Annotated in this window: 22 protein-coding genes and 2 pseudogenes; 12 read left to right on the top strand and 12 right to left on the bottom strand. The window is 33.8% G+C overall.

All coding sequences use genetic code 11. The features are described from left to right. From MKX83_RS03520 to MKX83_RS03510, 3 genes are read left to right on the top strand one after another with little or no spacing between them, the layout of a single operon-like run. A complete protein-coding gene (locus MKX83_RS03520; protein ID WP_341054095.1) occupies nt 1-2,175 on the top strand; it encodes a site-specific integrase in 2,175 nt (724 codons plus the stop codon). Next, nucleotides 2,172-4,052: a tyrosine-type recombinase/integrase gene (locus MKX83_RS03515; protein ID WP_341054093.1), complete on the top strand. Its 1,881-nt coding sequence runs from the start codon at nt 2,172-2,174 to the stop codon at nt 4,050-4,052. Before MKX83_RS03520 ends, MKX83_RS03515 begins: the two co-directional genes overlap by 4 nt. After that, nucleotides 4,040-4,576, top strand: a complete 537-nt coding sequence (locus MKX83_RS03510; protein ID WP_341054090.1) for a hypothetical protein — start codon at nt 4,040-4,042, stop codon at nt 4,574-4,576. The genes MKX83_RS03515 and MKX83_RS03510 overlap by 13 nt, the downstream gene beginning before the upstream one ends. Before the next feature lie 242 nt (nt 4,577-4,818). Here MKX83_RS03510 and MKX83_RS03505 read toward each other — a convergent pair whose 3' ends face one another. Beyond that, the gene (locus tag MKX83_RS03505; RefSeq protein WP_341054088.1) at nt 4,819-5,049 is read right to left on the bottom strand and encodes a helix-turn-helix domain-containing protein; all 231 of its coding nucleotides are present in this window, start codon (nt 5,047-5,049) and stop codon (nt 4,819-4,821) included. A 262-nt stretch (nt 5,050-5,311) separates the two neighbouring features. Between MKX83_RS03505 and MKX83_RS03500 the strand changes: the two genes are divergently transcribed. Then, the gene (locus tag MKX83_RS03500; protein ID WP_341054086.1) at nt 5,312-5,731 is read left to right on the top strand and encodes a hypothetical protein; all 420 of its coding nucleotides are present in this window, start codon (nt 5,312-5,314) and stop codon (nt 5,729-5,731) included. Nucleotides 5,732-5,843: 112 nt separating this feature from the next. On the opposite strand, the gene MKX83_RS03495 is transcribed toward MKX83_RS03500, so the two are convergent. Next, a complete protein-coding gene (locus MKX83_RS03495) occupies nt 5,844-7,331 on the bottom strand; it encodes a DUF4041 domain-containing protein (RefSeq protein WP_341054084.1) in 1,488 nt (495 codons plus the stop codon). Nucleotides 7,332-7,615: 284 nt separating this feature from the next. Here MKX83_RS03495 and MKX83_RS03490 point away from each other — a divergent pair, with 284 nt between their 5' ends. The 4 genes from MKX83_RS03490 (at nt 7,616) to MKX83_RS03475 (ending at nt 9,168) form a co-directional block, all read left to right on the top strand. After that, the gene (locus MKX83_RS03490) at nt 7,616-7,882 is read left to right on the top strand and encodes a hypothetical protein (RefSeq protein WP_341054082.1); all 267 of its coding nucleotides are present in this window, start codon (nt 7,616-7,618) and stop codon (nt 7,880-7,882) included. 169 nt (nt 7,883-8,051) lie between these two features. Next, complete coding sequence (locus tag MKX83_RS03485) at nt 8,052-8,189, top strand: hypothetical protein (protein ID WP_341054080.1); 138 nt, start codon at nt 8,052-8,054, stop codon at nt 8,187-8,189. A gap of 126 nt (nt 8,190-8,315) precedes the next feature. Then, on the top strand, nt 8,316-8,747 hold the full coding sequence (locus tag MKX83_RS03480) for a GNAT family N-acetyltransferase (RefSeq protein WP_341054078.1): 432 nt from the start codon (nt 8,316-8,318) through the stop codon (nt 8,745-8,747). A 196-nt stretch (nt 8,748-8,943) separates the two neighbouring features. After that, complete coding sequence (locus tag MKX83_RS03475) at nt 8,944-9,168, top strand: hypothetical protein (RefSeq protein ID WP_341054075.1); 225 nt, start codon at nt 8,944-8,946, stop codon at nt 9,166-9,168. Between the two features lie 101 nt (nt 9,169-9,269). Here MKX83_RS03475 and MKX83_RS03470 read toward each other — a convergent pair whose 3' ends face one another. From MKX83_RS03470 to MKX83_RS03460, 3 genes and pseudogenes are all read right to left on the bottom strand, one after another. Next, the gene (locus MKX83_RS03470) at nt 9,270-9,455 is read right to left on the bottom strand and encodes a hypothetical protein (protein WP_110113995.1); all 186 of its coding nucleotides are present in this window, start codon (nt 9,453-9,455) and stop codon (nt 9,270-9,272) included. Nucleotides 9,456-9,513: 58 nt separating this feature from the next. Then, nucleotides 9,514-9,754, bottom strand: a pseudogene (locus tag MKX83_RS03465) (cation-transporting P-type ATPase); the annotation flags it as partial. 43 nt (nt 9,755-9,797) lie between these two features. Then, the gene (locus MKX83_RS03460) at nt 9,798-11,732 is read right to left on the bottom strand and encodes an AAA family ATPase (RefSeq protein ID WP_341054069.1); all 1,935 of its coding nucleotides are present in this window, start codon (nt 11,730-11,732) and stop codon (nt 9,798-9,800) included. A gap of 290 nt (nt 11,733-12,022) precedes the next feature. Between MKX83_RS03460 and MKX83_RS03455 the strand changes: the two genes are divergently transcribed. The 4 genes from MKX83_RS03455 to MKX83_RS03440 all read left to right on the top strand — a co-directional run bounded on the left by MKX83_RS03455 (nt 12,023) and on the right by MKX83_RS03440 (nt 15,725). Then, nucleotides 12,023-13,555 (top strand): Eco57I restriction-modification methylase domain-containing protein, encoded by a 1,533-nt coding sequence (locus tag MKX83_RS03455; RefSeq protein WP_341054068.1) that lies wholly within the window; start codon nt 12,023-12,025, stop codon nt 13,553-13,555. Between the two features lie 16 nt (nt 13,556-13,571). Continuing rightward, a complete protein-coding gene (locus MKX83_RS03450; protein WP_341054066.1) occupies nt 13,572-14,513 on the top strand; it encodes a BsuBI/PstI family type II restriction endonuclease in 942 nt (313 codons plus the stop codon). Nucleotides 14,514-14,946: 433 nt separating this feature from the next. Next, nucleotides 14,947-15,591, top strand: a complete 645-nt coding sequence (locus tag MKX83_RS03445; protein ID WP_341054064.1) for a hypothetical protein — start codon at nt 14,947-14,949, stop codon at nt 15,589-15,591. Next, on the top strand, nt 15,591-15,725 hold the full coding sequence (locus MKX83_RS03440; RefSeq protein ID WP_275425432.1) for a hypothetical protein: 135 nt from the start codon (nt 15,591-15,593) through the stop codon (nt 15,723-15,725). Before MKX83_RS03445 ends, MKX83_RS03440 begins: the two co-directional genes overlap by 1 nt. An 81-nt stretch (nt 15,726-15,806) precedes the next feature. On the opposite strand, the gene ligA is transcribed toward MKX83_RS03440, so the two are convergent. The 7 genes and pseudogenes from ligA to MKX83_RS03405 form a co-directional block, all read right to left on the bottom strand. Beyond that, the gene (gene ligA, locus MKX83_RS03435; RefSeq protein WP_341054061.1) at nt 15,807-17,801 is read right to left on the bottom strand and encodes an NAD-dependent DNA ligase LigA; all 1,995 of its coding nucleotides are present in this window, start codon (nt 17,799-17,801) and stop codon (nt 15,807-15,809) included. Nucleotides 17,802-17,992: 191 nt separating this feature from the next. Beyond that, nucleotides 17,993-18,409, bottom strand: a pseudogene (locus tag MKX83_RS03430) (DNA ligase LigA-related protein); the annotation flags it as partial. An 18-nt stretch (nt 18,410-18,427) separates the two neighbouring features. Continuing rightward, entirely contained in the window at nt 18,428-20,656 is a 2,229-nt protein-coding gene (pcrA, locus tag MKX83_RS03425; RefSeq protein ID WP_341054059.1) for a DNA helicase PcrA, read from the bottom strand. 72 nt (nt 20,657-20,728) lie between these two features. Then, nucleotides 20,729-21,415, bottom strand: a complete 687-nt coding sequence (locus tag MKX83_RS03420; protein WP_251163297.1) for a heptaprenylglyceryl phosphate synthase — start codon at nt 21,413-21,415, stop codon at nt 20,729-20,731. A gap of 902 nt (nt 21,416-22,317) precedes the next feature. Then, nucleotides 22,318-22,569, bottom strand: a complete 252-nt coding sequence (locus MKX83_RS03415) for a hypothetical protein (RefSeq protein WP_341054055.1) — start codon at nt 22,567-22,569, stop codon at nt 22,318-22,320. Nucleotides 22,570-22,717: 148 nt separating this feature from the next. Then, on the bottom strand, nt 22,718-23,026 hold the full coding sequence (locus MKX83_RS03410) for a YerC/YecD family TrpR-related protein (RefSeq protein ID WP_095370712.1): 309 nt from the start codon (nt 23,024-23,026) through the stop codon (nt 22,718-22,720). Between the two features lie 23 nt (nt 23,027-23,049). Continuing rightward, nucleotides 23,050-24,099 (bottom strand): DUF3048 domain-containing protein, encoded by a 1,050-nt coding sequence (locus MKX83_RS03405; protein ID WP_322910213.1) that lies wholly within the window; start codon nt 24,097-24,099, stop codon nt 23,050-23,052. Nucleotides 24,100-24,138: the final 39 nt, after the last annotated feature.

The raw sequence follows: 24,138 nt of genomic DNA, 5'->3' as shown, positions 1-24,138 counted from the left end.
ATGTCAACAAGTACCCCTATCGTATTTGCTTTTAAAGATGAAAAAATACAAAATATCATAGATTTATTTTTAAACAAAACAAAGGCTAAAGGAAATGTTAGATACTCCAGTTTTGATGTTCAAATTGTAAATAAGGTAATAGAACTTGTACCTCAAGATATTGATTGCCATTCAGTCACTTGGGAGTTTTTTCAGGAACTATTTAATATGAGTATCAACACTGAAATGCAAGAATGTACATGTAGGCTAATATCGGAATTCATAAAAAATGATTGCTATAGTGGTGAATTTATCGAGTTAGTTGAAACATTTAAATCAGTACACACAAAAAATTTGGTCGAGGCACTATTCCAGCTTTTCTCTAATTCACTTTTGCCACACAATTTAATTGTTTATAAAAACAAACAGCGTACATCTTGTTATATAAATGATTGCACTAACCTCTATCTTTCTTATTTGCTTAGAGATTTTGTTGTTCATAATACTACAGCACGTAGTTTTGATTTTTACGAAAACTTTCAAAAGAGCCTTAATGGTACGGAAATTAATCAGATAACCGATTTTAATGCTGAAACTTTTAAACAACAATTCTATTTTTTTAATAATTTTAAATACAGGGTCACTCTATTAACCTTATTAAAGAAGTTTTATCTGAAGCTATTAAGTCTTCCTGAAGGTAAGAACATATTACATTGGAGAGACGGTATAGATGGTAATATGCTTCAAACTGTAAGTTTTAACAGGAATTATGAAGAGGGATTTCTTCCTATCCCCCTTAATCCGTTTGACCCAATTCCAGCATTTGATAAATGGTTAGTCATGCCAAACGGTGCTGAAAATAAAACAACCAAAATAAATAGCTTTTCATATAAGCCAATCGACTTCTCTTTATGTAAAGATAAAACTTTAAAATATTGTGTCAAGCACTGGTTTTGGAATTCTAAAGTTAGTTTGGCCGCAAGAATTGACCAAGCATATATAATCATTAAATTTCTAAACTTCATATATGACCTGAAGAATAAATTCAGCATAAAAGAAATGACAAAATCAATTGATAAACAAGATACTATTAGTGTAGAGGAAATATTCTCTTACGCACAATTCATAAAAACAAATAACAAAAATGTTCAGTACATTATAAATGTAAAGGTTTTTCTCAACTATGTTCTGGAACACAATCTTTATAATGTTGAAATAAGCGGATTAAAATATTTAGTAACTAAATCTAAGGAAGTAAGAAATTCCGCCAAAGATATATCAAATGAAAATCTATTTAAAATAGAAGCTAAATTAAAGGAAAAATCAAAAGACAATTATTTAAACACCCTATACTATATTGTCTTCCATATCGCTCTGGCTACAGAATTTAGGATTTCTCAGATTATAAATCTAAAAGTGAATTGTTTAAAAAAGGGCGTAAAAAAGGAATATTACTTAGAAACGAATACAAAAGTTTCAGGTGGAAAAATCGTAGAAATACCAATTACTCCTTTTACTCGAAGGTATATTGAAACTGCTATACAATTCACTCAAGAAGTAAGAGATAAATGTAAAGATAATGCAATTAAAGAACACATTTTTATTCATGAATATTCAAATTTGTACTTTAAGGTAATAAATGTCCGAACTTTTTCGGATTACCTAAAAAGAATTTGTTCAGAATTAGGCATTGAATCTTTTACAGCACAAAATTTAAGGGATACCTACATGACTAAGTCATTAGAATATGCTATTAGAAATAACCTGTCAGATATGAAACTACGGGCTTTAACTAACCATAAAAATATTAGCACAACCACTAATCACTATGTTGCTGAAAAAATCAATGATTATCTTGAAGCAACACACATGGTCGTCATAGGAAATCCTACTATCAAAGGGAATATAGTCGCTGAAACAGACCACAAGAACGAAGACCTTGTAAATGACCAATGCGGGTACTGTCCATACGAATCTTGTATCAAAAAAGATGATAATTTAGATTGTTTAATGTGTTCTGGTTTCATAGCGACTATTGATAGAATACCTTTTTACGAAGAAAAGATTAGAAGTATTGATAATGAAATCAAATTAGCTAAATTACCTACAGATAAAGAGCGTTTAGTCACTATAAAACGTCTTTATCTTACTTATTTAAGGAAGTTATTAGAGCTTAAGGAGAATACATTAGGATGAATGGCACTTTAAAAGAAATTAACAATATTCAGTGGCTATTTCCAGGTGAATTTGATGATTCTGTGTTAAAAGGTGTAACTACGAATAGAATTTTCAATCATATAAAAAGAATAGATAAGTTACCAATAGTATCTGGAGAAATTTACTTTTCAAACGATGTATGGGATTTCAATTCAGTCACACTTCAACGTGTTCCCAAGAGGAAATCTACTTTTGATTTTTCAAAGGTAGATGTTTCCTTTAAAGAACAATTAAAGTTTTTTGCTCTGACTAAAGTGTGGGAAGATAAAGATAAGATTCAGACCATCTACAAAACTCTTGGGAATATAAAAGATTTTGTAAAGTACCTATCAGCATTTGACATCTATTCTCTTGAGTATGTCAGCCCTCAAACAGTTAAAAAATACATTGATTCTAAAAGTCACCTTGCACCTAATACTATTCGGAGTTATAAAAATTGCATTAACGAGTTTTTTCAATTCTATTCAAATAACTACAATAAAATTGATTGGATTGAAATAAATAAACACCTAAATCTTACAAAAAAGGAAAGTCAAGAGCTTAAAGCACAAAGAGAATCTAACAAATGGGATACGATACCAGATGAATACTTGGACAATTTATTATCTTGCCTAAGTAATATTATGGATAACGAAAATGCCCCAATTGATGACAGAGGGATTTCTGCAATGGTCATTTTATTATCTCAAACTGGGCTAAGAAACGGAGAAATTTGCGATATTCCGTTAAATAGCTTAGAAAGCGTACAAATTCTTAAAGGTACGAAAACAGCCTATTACATGCGATATGAGACTTCAAAAGGTGTAAAAGGAAATGGAAACTTTAAGGAAGTAAATACCACCATGACAGATTTAGCATGTAGGGCTTATAAAACTTTAGAAAAAATTTATAAGGACAGAAGAAAAGAAATAAAAAGTAGTCTACTATTTGTACCTTTAAAGGCAAAAACATTGCCTGTTTCTGAAAATGCTTTATCCAGAATGTTAGTAAACATCTCCTTAAAACATGGAAGAGAAATTGGTTGTATTAACGTAAAAGAAAAGTTTCCAACTTTTCATCATCAAAATATCGGAATATTGATGGAGCGTAATGCAGTAAGCATTGAATATCTAAAAAAATATAAACCAACAGATACTATAAGCACCCCTCGCCCACATCAATTTAGGGTGAGATTGTGCAACGATTTAATTAATCAAGGTGTTCCAATATATTACGTTCAAAGACATATGAACCATTTAACAAAAGAAATTACCTATGGGTATTATAGACGGGAACAGGATTTAGCCAAGGAAAAAGAATTAGCAGAATCAGTAATGAAAATGCTTGTTACAGGCGAATCAGAAGTTATGGGTGATGGTAAAGATACCTTAATGCTACGTATTAACGAGTATATTGAAAAGTCGAAACTAAATGTTGCTACGGATTTAGATGAAATCATTAGTGGACTGACAAAGAAAATGCCCGTTAGAGCTAAAAATGGGGGTATCTGCATAAAGAGTGGTCCTATTAGAGAGTGCAGTAAAAGCGATGGAACGGATAACTTGTATTGTGCATACGGTATGTGTACTAATCTATTTCACTCCTTTTTTATGGTAGATATAAACTATGAAAAATATACCACTTTATTAAAAACAATTAAGTACAATCAAGACAAAGGATTCAAGAAGGCTGTTGAGAAAGAAACCAACAAGTTGCGATATATTATAGAGAAGTTTTTAATCCCAGAACTTGAAGAGTTGGAAAAAGAAACAAAGTTAAAAGGTGAAACCTACATTAAAGAAAAGTACCCACAAATATCCTTTTTTGTTGATAACTATAAAACTATCTATAAGGAGGTCAAGGCGTGGCTGAATTAGTTGATACTATCACTCTTACCTTAGAAAAAATGGATATACAAATTGAATTAATTGAACCGAAAAATTGGGAACATCTAAAAAAAATAGAGAGTGTTTTAAGTGAGGCATTCACAGTACAGGAAAAATTTAAGAATGCTATCAAAAACACCAGACCATCCATTAACAATACAGCTACAAAATCAAAAATCGCAAGACAAACCATTTATAATAATGAGCTTTTAAAGAAGTATATTGAATTCAGGATAAGTGAATACAATGACTCTGACCCTATTAGGAAAATTGAAAAACATTTAGAGAGAATAGCAGAACTCGAAAATAAAGTAAAGTTCATGTCAGAAAGAGATGTAGGCCTGGAAATCATGCGAAGGAAAATCACGTTGTTAGAAAATAATATAAAAAATGTAAAGAAGGAAAACAAAGAACTGCATGAGAAATATAACAACTTAAAAAATAAAAATACAAAAGGCAATAATAACGTAAATTCAAATACCTCTAAAGTTACTGTATTACCTAATTTAAAATAGTGTCAAAAGCCATTTAAGGTATTTAGAAGAAGAATAACATGCGTTGTAGTACAATGAGTTAAAAATCTGTTAAATAGGCTCGAAGAGACTGTCAATCATGTTCTAAATTATTTAATACAATAAACTCATACAGTAGTACCACCCAGACTAATGTGGGTGGTTTTTTAATTTACATTGGAGAAACGCTTCATAAGACATATAGGCTGACGAAAAAGATTCGTCAGCCTTAATTAGAATAAATTCTATATTTTCTTTTCTATTTTGTGGAAAAGTTCCGAGGTCTTAATTTCTAAGCCTTCGGCTATTTTGACAATGTTTATCAAAGAAACATTTCTTGTTCCTCGTTCCACCTCACTAATATAAGTTCTATGAAGACCTACAATTTCTGCAAATTTTTCTTGAGAAATATTTTTCGAGAGTCTTAATTCTTTTACAGCAAGTCCAAATTTGATTTTGATAAATTTATCTTCCATAAAATAAATTTATGAAAATGCACACTATATATCTACAGACTATGAGTGACATTTTATAAAAAGTTGACTATAATAGAGAAGCATTTTGGAAACATCTTTTCCTAAAGTAAGAGGTTGATTATATGAATAGCTTAATGCTGATTATCGTAAATGATATATATTTTAACAAAAAACACTTTATTTCCTTCGGGCAGTAAAGTGTTTTTTGTTATCCTATCTTGCTTGAAGGAATAAGTAAATTATTTTTTACAGGGGGATTAATTTGAAAATTGAAAAATGGGCAATAGAAAAAGAAAATAAAAACACAGCCTACTTGTGTTTTTCTATGAGTGGAGAAGGAAGAAATTTCAACTCACTTATGAAAAGTATTGAAGCAATTAAAATCGAGAGGAAATCAGGAGAACTTTGTTCTTATTATTCTGATGATGGGAAGTTACAATGGCACAGAAACAGAGTATATATTGATAGCAGACATCAAATCAATATCTATATGATGAATGGTAATTTGCAGATTGTTATTGGTGAAGTTACCTTAAGCATTCATGGCTTTGAAGCTAAAAGTAAGGTTAAAGCATTTGCAAAATTAACAATTGCAATTACTTTTGAAGCCATAAGTCCTATATTGTGTGTTAAACCATCAGAATTACTTAATTTTATCGTCATTAAAGGCATTGAGAAATGATGCAATGTTTTGATGAATACATGAAAAACAAAGACCTATTTATATGGTCTTTGTTTTTCATTGAATCTTTCTTGAATCACGTTTAGCATAGATTCTTGTTATAGTTATAAAATCAAATGATGTGTTGTTTAGCCAATTTTTTCTCCAATTCTTTTGTCTCTCTAAATTCCTTTGCCTCAGCAATCATTTTGAATTCAACAGGTTTTTTATGTGATTGATATACTACTTTCTTTATATCAGCTAATTCAACTTTAAAAAATTCCTTACGTTGGTTTATTCGATTTACTCTTCGATGATGAAATGCTCTATGTAGACTTGCTTCTAAAGCTGGAGCATCCTCTGAAAAGATAACAGCATGTATATCAAAGTGAAAAGGTACTGATGCTCCTCCCAATTCTCTTACTCTATCTAAAGGGTCTAATCTCCTTGTCATTCCAATCTTATAGACATTTTCACCAAAGCAACCAATGTTGGATATTACATAAACATAACCAGCCTTCGTGTTCTTAACTCTATAATCTACTTCCTCAATTTGCTTTCTAATTTCATTCAATCTATTTATGTATTGAAACATTTCTTGTTCACTAATTTGTGTTGAACGATTAGATAAAACATTTAGTAAATGCTGTTCCTCTTTCTTTATTTTCTTTAACTCTTCTTCTAATTCCTTTTGAACTCGTCTTTCCTCTCTTAAAAGCTCTCTAATTCTGCGTTGTTCCTCTAACTCCTCATGCTTCTTCTGAGCATATTCATATGCCAAAAAAAGCTCCTCTATTTTTAAATTCAGGTACTCTTCCGAAATTTCAATGGAATTGTAACGATTTAATTTGTTAGTTTGATAAAACGCAGTTCGTATTTTTTTCTCAGCAACTTCAACATTATTAAACTTAACTTTATCAATAATAGAATCACATTCATGATTAAAAGACCTTATTGCCATTTTTATATTTTGATTATTATTTGCTGTCCCTTTTCTGGTGCTTCCATTTAAAGTCCAAGAATCAAGATGATTTGTCGCATTTCGATTTTTTATTAGGTATTTCTGCTTTTCTCTGACTAACAATAAGAATTCTAAGTATTCTTCTGAACTCTCGAAATCAAACTTATTTTCATATAATCCAAATGAATGATATAAGGCTTCATCTTCTAAACTAATTATTTCCTGTTTAAGAGCTTTTATTTGTGAATTCAACTTTTCTATCTCATGATGCTTGTTCTTAAAAACTTCCTTTACTCTATGTTTCCTATCGATAATAGATGACTCTAAATTCTCCAATTCTTGTTGCTTATTTTTGACCATTGAAAGTATCCTAAGTTGTTGAACTAAGGTTATAATACCTACTTCTTTTTCTTTTTTAACCAATTGACTATTAAATTCTTCGACTCTTTGCTCAAATCGGTTTTCACTTTGTTCAAGTGTTTCCTCTCTTTTCTCTAAATTCAGAGTTCGTTTTACCAACTCGATTTCTTTATCTTGCTTATATGTCTTCATTTTTTGGCGATTTTCTAAATCAAATTTTCTTTGACGGAGCAACAAAGTTATACCGACAATTAAAGGGATAATGAGAAACCAAAAAGCGAATAAAATAGCAATAAACATCGTTGAATGATACCATCTTAACTTTTCTTTATTATCACAGTTATTTAAGTCCTTCGTCTTCACAATCTTTAAACCTCCTTGTATTAAGGATACCATTTATTGGGTAATTCTTCCTACTTAATTTTAGATTTTAAAAATAATTCATAATATACATACTTAGATTGTTTTTACTGCCATTTTGCGATAATCTATAATTGGATTATTTACGAGAACGACCACCCTTTTTGCTATGTTGGAGCTTCGGGGTGGTTTTCTTTTTCTATAGTAAGACTGGGGTGATTAATGTGGTCACAGAAGAACAATGGAAAAAGAGATGCGAAGAACTGTTACACAAAGAAATAACTCAATTTGGAAAGGATATTTATTTAAAAGCAGATTTTCTATATCACCCTAAGAATCATTACCTTGATATTTTTATTTTAATGAATGATATTGGGGCGATTTTGTTTGTTAAGTATTACTTGGATAAAGATACAATGGAGGTTGTAACACGAGAACAAGTCATTGCAACCGCAGGTGCGGCCGACATTTTAAGACCCTTGTTAGAATGAATTAGAAATCTTAGTGGATGTGAATTAGATGTCTTTAAAACTTAACAAGTAAAAAAACTGTTAATCCTAATAGAAGACCATTGTCTGTAAAAATGGAAAATTCATTTACTGAATTGAAAAAGTTGAATAAGAAGGCTTTACTAATTCTTGCTAAGGGAGGTTTATGAAAATGAAACAATTTAAACGAAAATCCAGGGTACGTATCCCTATGACCACTCCTTCCCCTAATGAAATCACTCGGCAAAAAGAAATAAAGGAACTTCTTCATTTCTTAGAGAAATTAAAAGGAAAAAGATTTTTTTCATAAGTTAGCTCTGTTAAAGCTGTTGGTGATTTCCCTATTAAACTAACGAAGCAGATTACTAAAAAGAAGGGGAATTTTGGGTAAGAACCGAAATATAATAAGAATAAAAAATTAAGGGAGATTTGATTAATGGAAATCAGAGAAGCAACAGTGAATGATATTGAGGAATTAACGTCACTGATTGAACAACTTGGTTATCCTTCTACAATTGAAAATATGAAAACACGATTTAGTAATATTGAATCAAGTCCTGATTATCACACCTTATTAGCTTCTTATGATGGCAAAATAGTTGGGATGATAGGGATGGTTAAGGGATATTATTATGAGATGGATGGCTTCTATGTTCGTATTGTAGCCCTTGTTGTGGATTCTAATTATCGTAGTAAAGGAATAGGGAAAAAACTTTTAGAGAATGCAGAAAGTTGGGCAAGAAAAATTGGGGCTACTGGAATCGGATTAAATAGCGGAAGCCGACCAGAAAGAGAGAATGCACACAGATTTTATAAAAATATGGGTTATGTAGAAAAAAGTATTGGATTTGCAAAAAATCTTATCTAAATCACCTAAAGGGTTTTTTTACAAATCGAGTTTGTGAAAAATTAAACTTAAAGTAACGTGCACTTTAGTTGAAGATGACCAGTATTCTTTGTTTGTAATATCACTATTATCTTATAAAAGAGCTTTCAAGATAAAAGAACATTTACAAATGCACAAAGAGCGATTCGAGAAAAGAGTCAGTAAAGGAGAATTGAAAATGGAACTTATTCCTCGCAGAGAACCACAAAAAATAACCTATCAACAGTACGAAGAAAACACTCCAGAAAAAATTGAAATGTACCAGAACGATATCTTCTTTGACGAGCAAGAAAGATTAAAAATGCTTTATCTTCTCATGACAAATGTTGGGATGGAAACCATGGTTAAAAACTTGTCCAAAGACACCCGAAGAGAGTTGATGGGAATTTTAGAAGAAAATTAAAGACACTTTTAACAAAGAAACAAATGAATTTAAAGAAGAACAGCTTTTTCAGGCGTTTGAGTGTGAAGATAGACTTTTCTCTTCGTATTGCTTAACAATTATTATCTATCCCATTCATCTCCACAATCAGGACATTTCCATTTAACCGTCTGGTCCTTCAAAAGGTCGTATATGCCAATTTTTCTTGTGAAATGAGTCGCTCCATAGGATTCCTGTTGCTCTTTTGGTATTAATTCCCCTTGGAGATTCGTATTACAATGGGGGCAATTTTCCATATTATCCTTCATATAAATACTCCTTAACTACTACGTATTAAGCGACTGTTCTGCAAGGATTGCTAAAACATAATGTCAACCATCCAGGAACAATAAGTACCAAGGCAAGTAACTCTAATACCTAATAAAAAGGTAATGTTTCGCTCGGTGATTCCCAAGGATTCCCAACTAATTTTAATCGTATATGGAAGTTCACTTACATCATCAGACATTAAAGCAATATCCGCAGTTTCTAATGCAGTGTCCGTTCCATCCCCACCCATTGCTTTACCTACTGTTGCAGGGGCAAGGGCAGGGGCATCACAATTCCCATAAGAATAAATAGAAATGTTGTATTAAATATCCATAATTCACTCATTTACCTACTATTGAGCCAATTATTTCGTCTAAATGACATATCACTTCATTCATTTTAGAATTAACAAGAACTGAATAATCTAATTGGTCGATAAAGTATCCTATTGGGTCACTTTGATTATTCCATTCTTCTATAAGTTTTTTTCTTAATCTCTTGAATTCAACATCTGTATAATAGTATTTATTTAAAATAAGCTCGATAATCTCTTCTGGCTTATCTAAATTAGAGAACATTATTTTAGGCTTATAGTTATTTCTAAAGGTTTTCTTATTTATAATTCCTTTTCCTTGCCTTAGACTATATAATGCCTCTTCGTATTTTTGAAAATAAGTATCATGTAAAAGAGTGGATTCCTTTTCATTAAACCCAAATACATGTTCCAATAATATAGGAGCTAAAAAATAGGATTCTATTGCATATTCTGATAAGATTTTAAACTGTTCTTCTCTTATGTTCAGACCATTTGCTTTTCCTTTTTCCATTAAATCTTTTTTTCTGTCTTCGATATACTCTCCATCCGAATCGGTAATTACCCAATAAGGGGTCTTCACAGCGTCTTTATGCAATATTTGAGCATTAGCGTAAAAACTCATTTTATCAAAGCCATCAGTCTGAATCATATCAATGTACTTTTCAGCAAAGTTCGTCTCCAAACCTTTTTGTTTTGCAATTTTATTGATAAGGAGACTAAACAACCGAGAATCATCTTTACCCTCTACAAATATAACAGCCTGTTTATTTAATATATCAGATATTTGCACACCTAACTCTTGTACGATATTTTCTACAGATGCTTCTACCATAAATGTGACTCCCTTATCCTTATTAACGCAATGTATGTTTCCCTTATCAATTTTACTTATGATTATTGGCGAATGAGTGGTTAAAATAATTTGATTTTTTTCACTGATTTTTAGCAATGTACTAATCATTTTTCTTTGTAATGAGGGGTGCAAATAAACTTCGGGTTCTTCTATCAATAAAATAAAGTCGTCATCTTTCTTAAGTTTTATATAGGACTGTAAAATGGACAATATCATCATACTTTGTAAACCAGTTCCGCAAGAGAGAATATCTATCTCTCTACCTGGTACATCCTTATCCTCTAAAACTGTCTTATATTTAAAATCAAATTTGAAAGAGTTATCAATCTTAACTTTTACAAGTAAAGAATCAGTATTAATAGCATTTTGAAAATTCTTCGTTAAATCTTCCGATAGGTATTTGCATTTTTCTTCTTCTTTTTTGGATATCAGAGTCTTTATTTCTCCATATGATAGCTTACCATCTATTTTAGGCATTTCTATGTAATCCTCAGAATCATTTTCGCTTTGAAGTAAAGATATCAGTTCTTTTAAATTGGATTTTGTACCTGCTGTAGTTTCTTTGTCTGGTGTTCTTATTGCAGAAATGACTTTAATAGGTGGTAAAAATTTTAATAAATCAGATTTAGCGATGTTAGTATTTTCATTTATTTTATAAGTTCCTTTTCCTTTTTTTGAATATGAAAAAGTAACTGTAATTGTGCATTTATTTGGGTAATCGATATTATACTTTTCATTTACTTCTATGAATTTCTTATCTCTATCACTCTTTAATTTTTCTAATTGTTTCTTAGCAAACTCACCATCTTCAATTCGCTCTTTTATTTTTAAATTTGTTTTTGCAACCATAGTTTTATATCCAAAGCATCTTTCAATATCATAATCAGAAATCTCATCAAAGATAATTGTCACTTCAATGTCTTCATCAGTTCCTAAATGGAAATTATCTGACTCAATAGCCTTTTCTCCATAAAAGCATTGAATAGCATCTAAAATTGTTGATTTCCCAAAGTTATTTTTGCCAACGATTGCTGTCAATGAGTCTATATGAATCCTTAAATAATCAACTGATTTATAATTTTTTATTTCTAAATAGCTCAGCCTCATTTAAAACACTCCTTCAAAACTCAATTTCTTAGTATGATTGTAACATATTTCCTGTTATTTAACTTTTCTCTCAAACTCCTTATTACTATAAAGAGAAACGAGACCTCCAATCTCATTTCTCTTTTTAAATTTCATTTTATACATTATTAGGAGTTACCTTTTACTGACCATCAGCAGAAGATTGTCCCACTTACTTTTGGAATATTAAGGAAATCATAAGTTCTTTTAACTGCATGTTTTTTCTATGTTAAAATAAGATGTTAGATTACGAATCACTTTGAGGTGCAGTTATGTTAGTTAATCAAATTTATGATAAAACCATCGACTATGGAAAAAGAGTAGGAAAGAATATCCGAAAGAAAATCGGACAGTTCTTCACTCCCCCTTCCATTGCAAAATTTATGGGAAGTTTGATGGAATACAATCAATCAAGTATCCGAATTTTAGATACAGGAGCAGGAACGGGAATACTTGCTGGTGGATTATGCCAAATAATTTTGGAGCAAAACACTATTACACATATACACATTGACTTATACGAAAATGATGAAAATGTTCTTCCTCTCCTAAGGGAGAACATGGAACTTATTCGCACAGTTTTAGAGCAGAATGGAAAGACGATTACTTATACCATTTATGACCAAAATTTCATTTTGAGTAATGACGACTTCTGGAATGGTAGAGAAGAGAAATCAGAAGAAGAATTATACAATGTCATAATCAGTAATCCTCCATATAAAAAGATTGCCAAAGCCGAACCTGAATCTGTTGTTATGAGTTCAGTTGTACATGGTCAACCAAACATATATTTCTTGTTTATGGCAATGGCCGCTAAATTACTAAAACCAAATGGAGAGATGATTTTTATTACTCCACGTAGTTTTACCTCTGGTCTTTATTTTCGGAAGTTTCGTGAGTATTTCTTAAATACCGTTCGGATAACCAATATTCACCTTTTCCATTCCAGATTAGATGTATTTGATGGAGATAAGGTACTTCAGGAAGCGATTGTATTAAGAGCTATTAAAACTACAGAAATAACTGATACTATTACTATTTCTGCCTCTGAGAATATGTATATGAGAGAAAATTTTATCCAACAAGTGCCTTATGGCACTGTCGTAGATATGGATTCGGACAACTTGTTTATGCTTATCCCATCAACTATAGAAGAAATTGAATTACTAACCCTTGTTAATTCTTGGGAATATAATTTGATATCTTTAGGCTTTCGTTTAAAGACTGGACCTGTTGTTGATTTTCGAGCATTAGATTTAATCAAAGAAGTACCAGAAGAAAATACAGTTCCCCTTTTATGGGCGAATCACTTTATTAATAATAGAATTTCTTTTCCAGTTCCAGTATCAAAGAATCCACAATATATAGTGGATACAGAAGAAAGTCAAAGCGTATTATTGGATAGCAAAAACTATTTATTGGTTAAGCGATTTACAAGTAAAGAAGAACGAAGAAGGGTACAGTGTTCCCTCTATTTTGCTGATGATTTTATAAATGCAAAAGTTGGAATTGAGAACCATTTAAACTATATTACGAAGTTAGAAGGTGAAATGACAAAAGAAGAAATGTATGGATTATTTGTTCTTTTTAATAGTTCATATATTGATACGTACTATCGAATATTGAATGGCAGTACCCAAGTAAATGCTACAGAAGTAAATGCTATCCCACTTCCTTCCTTAAAAGATATTAAAAGAATGGGTAAAAGAATATTGGAAACAAACTCCATTACAACAGAAACTTGTGATACGATTATAGAAGAATTGTTTTTAGTCAACCCAAGGCAGGGAATAAACACAGGATAAAAAGGGAGTTTTTACAATGGGTAAGCTACAAGAAGCTAAAGACATATTGAAACAATTAGGTATGCCACCAAAACAATACAACGATAGAAGTGGATATGTATTGTTGGCATTGGCTGGAGTAAAAGAAGAGGACAGTTGGGCTAATGCCTCAATTAATTCCTTGCGGATTGTAGATATGATGGAGTTTATGGCAAGGCATTACGGAAAAATATACAAACCGAATAGCCGAGAAACGATTAGAAAAGAGAGCATCCATCAATTTGTAGATGGTGCGATTGCAGTTTCAAATGATGATGATGACGAAAGGGCTACTAATAGTCCGAAGTATTCTTATCGTTTAGCTGATGAAACTTTGGAAGTCATTCAAGCATATGGAACGGTTGAATGGGAAGAAAAGTTGGGAGAATGGTTAGAAAACCATGAAACCTTAGTGGAACAATATACACAAGTTAGGGAAATGGCGATGATTCCAGTTGTTGCGAATGGACAAAAACTGCATTTCAGCCCTGGAGCACATAATCAGCTTCAAAAGGCTATTATCGAAGAGTTTGCTCCAAGGTTTGCCCCTGGTGCGGAAGTCCTTTATGTAGGGGATACTAAAAAGAAAGATTTAATTAAGAACAGAGCAAAGTTGGAAGAATTAGGGGTAGTAATCACTGACCATGATAAACTACCTGATGTGGTTCTGTACGTGAAAGAAAAGAATTGGCTCTATTTTATAGAAGCGGTCACTTCTGTAGGTCCAATTTCGATGAAACGAATCAATGAAATCCAAGCTATGCTCGAAGATTGTAAGTGTGGAATTGTTTATGTTACAACCTTCTTGGATATGTCTGCAAAAAATGGATTCAAAAAGTTCATTGACCAAATTGCATGGGAGACAGAAATTTGGGTAGCTGATAATCCAGACCATATGATTCACTTAAACGGAGATAGATTTTTTGGTCCTCGTAACTAAACAAGCCTCATAGGAGGCTTGTTTTTTTCTTATTCCATATTATCTAACAGCTTTAACAAATGCGTGAATAACAAAAGCCTCTATCTTTAAAAATAATGAAATAAATAAAAGTAATTAATCCCCTACAAAGGAACAATATGGTTAATATACTGGAAACCTAATTCTTTTTATTGTAATCTTAAAGGGACAACGATAACTGGACATTTATTGTTGTCCCTTTAACCGAGCTTTAATGGTTTGATTCACCGAAAAATTGGATTATTTACGAGAACGACCAGAAAGACCATCCTTTTTGCCTTTGCGGAGCTTTGGGGTGGTTTTTCCCTTTCTTAATCCCAATCTTTACACTCATGTAATTGGGATATAAAAGTTAAGTAAGGTGTATGAACTATCCAAGAATCATTAATTAAATATCAAATACGAGGAGAAAAAGATGATTCCACATTTTAATAGCAAATTAGAATTTCTAACATTCTTATCCACTGAATGTATTCGTAATATGAAAAAAATTGAACTTAATCATCCACAAGCAGTAGGGATACAGAAGGCATATGAATCCACTTTAGATTATTTAGCGAAAACAGAAGAAGCATCGGGGGGCTGTCATCTGATTTCTGCAATGTTACATATTTTATTAACGGAGCAGGGAGTTGAAAATGAACTCGTGATAGGGGAAGTAGAAGACTATGAAGCCAATACCCAATTTAGTCATTCTTGGGTTGAAATAAATGGAGAAATCTTTGACCCAGCCATTATGCACACTTTGGATGGCAATGTACACTCACCAGTTTATAACGGGGTAAAATTAACACTCGAACCACTAACTATGGAGTATGGTGTATCTAAGGATAAAGATGCACTGGATAGGGATGCTAAACAACTGTTAGATAAGAGTGTAACTGCTTATCTTGAAGCGATTAAAGATTACGGATATCCTAAGAATTATTTATGGGATGAAATTTTAAAAGCAGGAATCGGCATCATGGGGTTTACCAATTTATCGAGGCTTCGCAAAAAATACGATACCCATTATAGAGTTTTAAAAACGAAAGGCATAGAAAGCGAAGGTGATTTGTGATGACACTAAAATGTAAGAAAGCGACTAATCCAACCAAAAGACCCATGATTGTTCCAGAAGAATTGTTTTTATCTGATAAAGTTAGGAAAATGAATCAAAAAGCTCTTCGGATTCTTGCCAAAAGAGGTATTTAAAATATTGTATAAAAGTTATACTCAGGATTTAAAGGTATAAAAATAGAGAACGACAATAGTACGTTCTCTATTTTATTTACTTTATTTCAACATATCCATAAATTCTTCTTCATTAATTATCCTTATCCCTAATTCTTGAGCCTTTGTTAATTTACTTCCAGCCTCTTCTCCTGCCAGAACGTATGATGTTTTTTTAGACACACTACCTGAAACCTTACCACCGTACATTTGAACCTTTTTAGTTGCTTCATCTCTTTTTAAGGTTGGAAGTGTTCCTGTGATTACAAATGTTTTACCCAAAAATCTATCGTCACCACTAACTTCTGAAGTGTTCGATTTTATATTTACACCTGCTCTTTTTAATTTAGAGATAAGTTGTTGATTTTTTTCATGATTGAAATAGGTTAAAACACTATTTACTACTATATCGCCAAAATCAGGTAAAGCAATTAATTGTTCATAAGTTGCATTACTTATTGCGTCAATATCAGGAAAATTCATAGCCAATACTCTTGCAGTTTGTTTCCCTACATTTTTTATTCCAAGCCCTGTTATTAGCTTTTCTAAATCATTATCTTTTGATTTCTCAATTGCTTTTAAAAGATTATCTGTAGATTTTTTTCTTCCAATTACACCTTTTTCAATTAGTTCATCACGATACTGTTCAAGGTAATAGATGTCACCAATATCTTTGATATAGCCTTCTGACACAAGTGATTCAACAGAACTTGGTCCAAGTCCCTCTATGTCCATTGCACCTTTTGATGCAAAATATACTATACCGCCCAGTTGTTGTGCAGGACAGCCCTCTGTATTGATACAACGTGTATCAGCACCATTTTCATCCCTTATAGTTGGTGAATTACATATAGGGCAAGTTGGTGGTATGCAATATCTTATGGCATTAGCTGGTCTCTTCTCAGGTATGCTTCTTATAACTTCTGGAATAATATCACCAGCTTTTTGAATAACTACCGTATCACCAATTTGAATATCCTTTAAATCTATAAAATCTTGGTTGTGCAGAGTTGCTTTCGAGACATCTGTTCCAGCTAACTTAACTGTCTCTAAAATTGCTAAAGGAGTTAATCTCCCTGTACGACCTACTTGTATCTTAATATCTTTTATAACTGTTTCTTTTTGTTCTGGTGGGTATTTATAAGCAATAGCCCATCTCGGAACTTTACTTGTACTTCCTAACACTCTTCTGTCGTTTAAATTATCAACTTTAATCACAGCTCCATCTATTCCAAAAGGTAAATTGTTTCTTTCTTTACCAATTGATGATACAGCTTCCCATACTTCATCTGCTGTAGTGCAGACTCTATAATTAGGTATAACCGTAAAACCTTGTTCTTTCATCCATTCAAAAGTTTCACTATGAGAAGTAAAATTTTTACCTTCTGAAATTTCAAGATTAAAGACAAAAATATCAAGATTACGTTCCCTAACTATACTTGAATCTAATTGTCTTAGTGTTCCAGATGCTAAATTCCTTGCTGTTTTATATGTCTTGCCACCTTTATTCTTTTCTCTTTCCAGTACCATTTCAAAGGACTTATTGGACATGTAAACTTCCCCACGAACCTCTAAATACGGTAGTTTTGTTGGGATACTTTTAGGGACAGTTTGTATTTCTAATACGTTCTCGTAAACCCCTTCCCCGACCTCACCATTACCTCTCGTTATTCCTTCAGTTAATTTTCCATTATGGTATCTAAGCATGACAGTTAAGCCATCAATTTTCATTTCTACTACAAACTTAGGATTAGTAATTTGAGACTTCACCTTATTTACAAATTCATATATATCCTCTTTAGAAAATGCATCTTGAAGACTTATCACTGGTACATCATGCTGTACTTTTCTTAGTTCACGTTTAACTGTACCCCCTACTTCTTGAGTAGGGGAATCTGGACTAATAAATTCTGGATGTTCATTCTCTAAAGTTTTTAGCTCTTGGACAAGTCTGTCATATTCATAATCTGTTATTTCAGGTTGTTCTTTGTCATAATACAAATCATTATGGTATTTGATAAGGTTACGTAGCTCTACAATTCTTTCTATTATATTCATGCCACTATACCCCCAACTTGTTTAAGTACAATAAAATTTTTTCTATTCCTGTTGAAAGTAAGTTCATCATTACCGCTACCCGCTACGGGACTACATCCCCCTACATGTCTAACTAATAATGGTGGTATTTTAACCCTACTGTTTATACTATTCCATACTGTATTAGACAAATTATATTTTACTGATAAGGAGCCATCTCCACGCGTTGCTCCAATTGCAAACAATCCATCTTCATAGCGAAGAGAGACAGCCAGTCCATCAATTTTTAACTCGCAGACATATGAGATATTCTCACCCACTGCCTGGCGAACACGACGGTCAAAATCCCTTAAGTCTTGCTCATTAAATGCATTGGCTAAACTGAGCATCGGCGTGCGATGTTCAACTTTTTCAAACATATCTAATACTTGCCCACCGACCCGATGCGTTGGGGAATCTTCTGTTTTCAACTCTGGATGTTGCTCCTCAAGTGCAATTAGCTCATGAAGAAGCTGGTCATATTCTGCATCAGGCACAGATGGTTGATCAAGTACATGATATTCATAATTATATTGATTAAGGAGATTTTGCAAATCCTTGACCCTTTGTTCTACCTTCTTTTCCTCCAAGACGTTCAACCCTTTCCTTTAACCTTTCGAAATCGGGGCAAATTTAGCAAGTAATCTTTTAATACCTACTGGCTTTGGAAAAGCAATATCAAGCTCCATTCCATCACCTTCACCTTTGACACTTACAACTGTTCCAGTACCCCATTTACCATGCACAGCTTTATCTCCAACTATCCAATTCATACCGCTACCACCTGTATTTTGTACAGCTGGGCGAACAACCGCTTTACGAGCAGGTTGCATACGATTTCCTGAAGAACTATTAAACGTGGACTGACCTCGATTAAGGGGTTTTGCTTTTGGCTCTAATCCTTCTAATAAATCAGCCGGAATTTCCTGAATAAATCTGGACGGTGGGTTCATGTTTGTACGGCCAAATAGTGTACGCATTTGCGCATTTGTTATAAATAACTGCTCTTCTGCTCTCGTAATCCCTACATAAGCAAGGCGACGTTCCTCTTCCATTTCTGCTTCTTCCATTAATGAACGGCTATGAGGGAATACACCTTCCTCCATACCCATTAAAAAGACAACTGGAAATTCTAATCCCTTTGCTGAGTGAAGCGTCATTAATACAACTGCATCCGCTTTCTCACCGTCATCATCCAATTTATCAATATCGGCAACAAGCGCCAAATCTGTTAAGAAGGCAACAAGTGTTTTATCTTCGGACGCATCTTCAAAATTCTTCGTTACAGATAGAAACTCATCTAAGTTTTCCAAACGACTTTGAGACTCGATCGATTTCTCCGCTTTTAACATGTCACGATAGCCTGACTTGTCCAACAGTTCCTCTACCAATTCTGTCACAGATAAGTATTCTTGCATTTGTGTATAATTCTTTACTAAATCACGAAACTCTATAGCAGATTTTGTGATTTTTGGGCTTAAGCCAATTAATTCGATGGATTCGAGTGCTTCAAACATTGTCATATCATGCATGGTTGCAAAATTAGCAATCTTATCAACTGATCCAGAACCAATCCCTCTTTTAGGCACATTAATCACTCGCTGTAGACTAATATCATCATCAGGGTTGGCAATTAATCGTAAATAAGCCAATACATCTTTAATTTCTTTACGATCATAGAACTTAATTCCGCCAACAATCGCATATTCAATATTCGACTTTAATAGCATTTCCTCCATAACCCTGGATTGGGCATTTGTGCGATATAGAATAGCAAAATCGGCAAGCTTACGATTCTGACTTTGCGCTAATTCTTTTATTTTACTTACGACAAATTGTCCTTCGCCTTGCTCACTATCTGCACGGTAATACTGAATTTTATTTCCTTCAGGATTTTCCGTCCATAAGTTTTTCGCTTTACGATTCATGTTTTTATCAATGACACCGTTAGCTGCGTTTAAAATTCTTTGTGTGGATCGATAGTTTTGTTCTAGCAAAATGACTTGTGATTGCGCATAATCTTTTTCAAAGGATAAGATATTGGCAATATCTGCCCCGCGCCATCTATAAATAGATTGATCCGAGTCTCCAACCACACATATATTTTGGAAACGATTCGCTAATAATTTTACTAGCATGTATTGCGCTCTATTCGTATCTTGATATTCATCCACATGAATATACTGGAATTTACGTTGATAGTATTCTAATACCTCAGGGACGCGATTAAATAATTGAATCGTCTTCATAATAAGATCATCAAAGTCTAATGCATGATTCTTTCGCAGACGTTTTTGATAATCTGTATACACATCACTTGTCACTTGGGAGAAATAATCACCGGCAGTCTTGGCGAATTCCTCTGGTTCAATTAGTTCATTTTTTGCAGAACTAATCGTCCCTAAAATTGCTCTAGGATCGAACTTTTTCGGATCTAAATTCCGCTCTTTTAAGATATTCTTAATAACAGATTGCTGATCAGTAGAATCTAATATTGTGAAGTTACGATTGAACCCAATCCGATCAATATCACGACGTAATATTCTCACACACATAGAGTGAAAAGTAGAAATCCAGATTTCTTCAGCCACACCGCCCATCATCGCACGAATACGATCTCTCATTTCTCTTGCGGCCTTATTCGTAAACGTGATTGCTAAAATATTATATGGATTCACGCCCTTCTCTACCATTAAATAAGCAATGCGATGGGTAAGTACACGCGTCTTACCACTTCCTGCTCCAGCCATAATAAGCAAAGGTCCATCTGTTGCCTTTACAGCCTGTTGCTGCTCCTTATTCAAACCATTTAATAATTTATTAGATAAATATTGCATTCCTTTTCTTCACCACCATACAAACATTTGTTCTATTTTTAGTCTATCTTGATTAATTTGGTTAATCAAGATTTATTGTTTCACTGCTTCTACTGTTTTTAATGCGATTTTAATATCATCATAAACGACATTTCCAACGACAACTACATCTGCATAAGCGCCCATTTCTCTTGCTTGTTCCACAGAGGTAATCCCGCCACCATAAAATAATATTGTTTCTTCTAATGTTCGACTTACTTCTTTCACTATTTCTACATTGCCGTAAGTACCGCTATATTCCAGATAAAAAATCGGTAAATGAAACATTTTTTCCGCCATCATGGCATAGGCTTTGACGTCTTCAATCGTTAAATTCGTATCCGCACTCGTTAATTGAGCGACTTTACAATCTTCATTTAGCACGCAATATCCTTGCATAAGAATCTCGTCCCAATTCATGATCTCGCCAAATTCCTTAACTGCTTGATGGTGCATTCCATTAATCCATTTGGAATCTTTACTATTTAAAACCGTCGGGATAAAAAACAAATCATACCCAGGTGTAATCGACTCAATTGTGGAAACCTCTAACACACATGGAACTGTATATCTACGAACACGCCCCATAAGATCAAGCACCCGCTCAAGCGTAATGCCATCTGTCCCCCCAATAATAATCGCGTCCGTGCCAGACTCGCACACTTTCTCTAAATCTTCATCAGATATATATTTATTAGGGTCGAGCTTAAACGCATGGTGCCACGCGCGAACATCATACATACATAGTTCCTCCATTCTATCTTTCCATTCAATCATTATATCATTTGAGAAGCATTTCAAAAAGGAAACCGCTAATGAAGTAAGAATGGATTTATTTGGCTAAATTAACATCATTGCAGACATTGCCATTCACCATGTAAATGATTCATTCGGATTCGGATGCAAACTCTGTTTTGGCTAATCAGATTTTCTCTTGGATTCAGGTTTCTGACGCGGTTCTCATTTATTCCAATCAGATTTCCAGTTGGGACCGGGTTTCTGAGCCGTTTCTCTTCTATTCCAACCAGATTTCTCCTTGGGTTCAGGTTTCTGACTCGCTTCTCACCTAATCTAATCAAATTTCACCTTGGGTCCAAGTTTCTGACGCGGTTCTTCTCTAATCCAATCAAATTTCCTCTTGGTGTCCAGTTTCTGACTCGCTTCTCCTCTAATCCAATCAAATTTCCTCTTGAAGTCCAGGTTCTGACGCGCTTCTCACCTATTCCAATCAAATTTCCTCATAAAGTCCAGGTCCTGACTCGCTTCTCCTCTAATCCAATCAAATTTCCTCATAAAGTCCAGGTCCTGACTCGCTTCTCCTCTAATCCAATCAAATTTCCTCTTGAAGTCCAGGTTCTGACGCGCTTCTCACCTATTCCAACCAGATTTCCTCTTGAGTCCAGTTTTCTGACTCGCTTCTCACCTATTCCAATCAAATTTCCTCTTGGTATCCGGTTTCTGACTCGCTTCTCCTCTAATCCAATCAAATTTCCTCTTGAAGTCCAGGTTCTGACGCGCTTCTCACCTATTCCAACTAAATTTCCTCATAAAGTCCAGGTTCTGACGCGCTTCTCCTCTAATCCAATCAAACTTCCTCATGAAGTCCAGGTTCTGACTCGCTTCTCACCTATTTCAACCAGATTTCACATTGGGTTCAGGTTTCTGACGCGGTTCTCACCTATTCCAATCAAATTTCCTCTTGGTATCCAGTTTCTGACGCGCTTCTCACCTATTCCAACCAAATTTCCTCTTGGTATCCATTTTCTGACGCGCTTCTCACCTATTCCAACCAGATTTCCTCTTGAGTCCAGTTTTCTGACTCGCTTCTCCCTTAATCCAATCAAATTTCCTCTTGGTATCCAGTTTCTGACCCGCTTCTCCTCTAATCCAATCAAATTTCCTCATGAAGTCCAGTTTCTGACTCACTTTCTCTCTTATTTCAATCGCGCTTTTTCTACTAGTACCTAAATCTTCGTTCCAAAACAAAAAAAACCGTGGGTGCTGATTCCCTCGGTTCGGTCGTTTCCATTGCTGTGGTTTCTATTATTTTTCTGTTGTTTCTTCTTCTTTAATTCTTTCTAATGCCATTTCGTAGGCATCGTTTCCGTAGTTTAGGCAACGTTTCACACGCGAGATTGTTGCAGTACTTGCACCTGTTTCTGTTTCAATCTTATGATAAGTTTTTCCTTCTCTAAGCATACGAGCTACTTCTAGTCTTTGCGCTAATGATTGGATCTCGTTCACAGTACATAAGTCATCAAAAAATCGATAACATTCGTCTAAATCATTTAGTGATAATACCGCCTGAAATAATTGATCTAATTCTTGTCCTCTTAGTTTATTAATTTGCATAATATTTACCCCTTTTTCATTTTTTAGTTAATTGTTACCGACTGATTGATTCCTGGCTCTTGTGGAATGACATTCACCCATGTTTTCCCCGGAGCAAGTGGTTGTTCTTTTCCATCGATTACTGGATAAATTCTTCCTTCTTTATTCACCCAGTTCACTTCAGACATCATACCTCTTTGAATAAGATAACCTTTACCCCCTGAAGTCAAATCAATGTCATGTCGGCCTTCTCCATCTATCACTGTATGCTTCGCTTCTATGATTAAAATATTGCTTAATAACACAGGGTCACCTGTGTCATAGTCTGTTGTCCATTCACCATCTGAAGATCTTTTGTATGCTTTCGTTGTTTCATCATAATCATATGTGACATCAAAACGTTCATCTTTTCCATAACTCACTGCAATCTCTCCCGCCACAGAGCCACTCAGTTTATCCGCTTCTTCGTCAGTTAAATGAGCAAAAGCAGCTGGTGCCCCGTCCAGCTCATAATTCTTTTCCTTAGCCCCTTGTTCAATATGCGCAAAAGAAATATATGAATTATGAGGTGCCTGGCGATCGCTCACACGTTCAAAAAGTGTACCGTCATAGTATAAGCCATTCAAATGATCCACATATTCATCAGCAAGCATCTTCTTTGCCTCTGGACTATTTCCATGAGCAATATAAAGACTATTAAACCCTTTCGCCAGTTCAATATAATATTCTCTGGCACTGCGTACTGGCCCAACTCTATCCGGTTGCTCACTTTGAAAAATAGCAAGGAATCGCGTGACTTCACCTTCAGCCAGTAATTCATAAACAATATCCGCTTGAGTCAATCCTGATTGTGGTCTTGCTTTCGGATGATTGTTAATCATAACTGCTATAGCACGCTGATTCCCATTTCCCTCTTGAGCTATGCCTGTGAGAGGATAAACTGTCTTTTCTTCAGGCGAATCCATACTTTCTTCACCTTGATTATCCACACCATTTAACTCTTCGTTTGCTGGATCCTCAACTGTTTCATTCTTGCTGCATCCTGTCACCAAAAGTATTGCTACGAGAGACGTAGTCACCCATTTGTTCAGCATGATGCACCCCTTATCACTATATGATTACCCTCTTTTACA

This window comes from Cytobacillus sp. FSL M8-0252 (assembly GCF_038007345.1).
Classification (GTDB): Bacteria; Bacillota; Bacilli; order Bacillales; family Cytobacillaceae; genus Cytobacillus; species Cytobacillus kochii.
This window is presented reverse-complemented; position numbering and strand designations above follow the sequence as displayed.